This is a genomic window from Pseudomonas sp. KB_15 (assembly GCF_052114525.1).
In the GTDB taxonomy this organism is placed as follows: Bacteria; Pseudomonadota; Gammaproteobacteria; order Pseudomonadales; family Pseudomonadaceae; genus Aquipseudomonas.
This window is the reverse complement of sequence record NZ_JBFREX010000188.1, coordinates 1-478: the sequence shown is the minus strand read 5'-3', so window position 1 is coordinate 478 and position 478 is coordinate 1. Positions and strand designations below refer to the sequence as shown.

At 64.9% G+C, this 478-nt stretch carries 1 protein-coding gene; it reads left to right on the top strand.

Features of this window, described 5'->3' with window-relative positions; genetic code table 11:
• On the top strand, nt 1-234 hold a 234-nt coding region (locus tag AB4Z35_RS30380; RefSeq protein WP_442101212.1), incomplete at its 5' end, for a hypothetical protein.
• Nucleotides 235-478: the final 244 nt, after the last annotated feature.

The following is a 478-nucleotide window of genomic DNA, read 5'->3' as shown; positions in this document are numbered from 1 at the left end:
GTGCAGTCGCGCGCCGGCGGCATCCAGCTCGACACGCTGTTCGTGGACGAAGGTTTCGGCACGCTGGACCCGGAAAGCCTCGATTTTGCGATCCGCACGCTGCTGGACCTCCAGCAGGCGGGCCGGCTGGTSGGCATCATTTCSCACGTGRCCGAGYTGCGYGAGCGCATCGATGTGCGGCTGGAGGTACGCCCCGGTGTGAGCGGCAGTCAGGCCGTGCTGCGTCTACCCTGAAGGGATGGCGGCCACCCCTCGCGGGCGGGTGCGATTATCGCCCGCCACGGGACCGGCCGCCTTGACCCTGTTTCCGCGCCGGGTGTAACCTTTGTTCAGTCTGCGAATTGGAGTTCGAATAGCGAACTTTCAGCAGGATTCGCAGGTTTCAGATGCACTCATGGCCGCACACAGACGGCCGCCAAGACAACACCAAGATTGTTGGACCCGGTCTGCGCCCGCCACCATGCCCCAGGCATGGGAC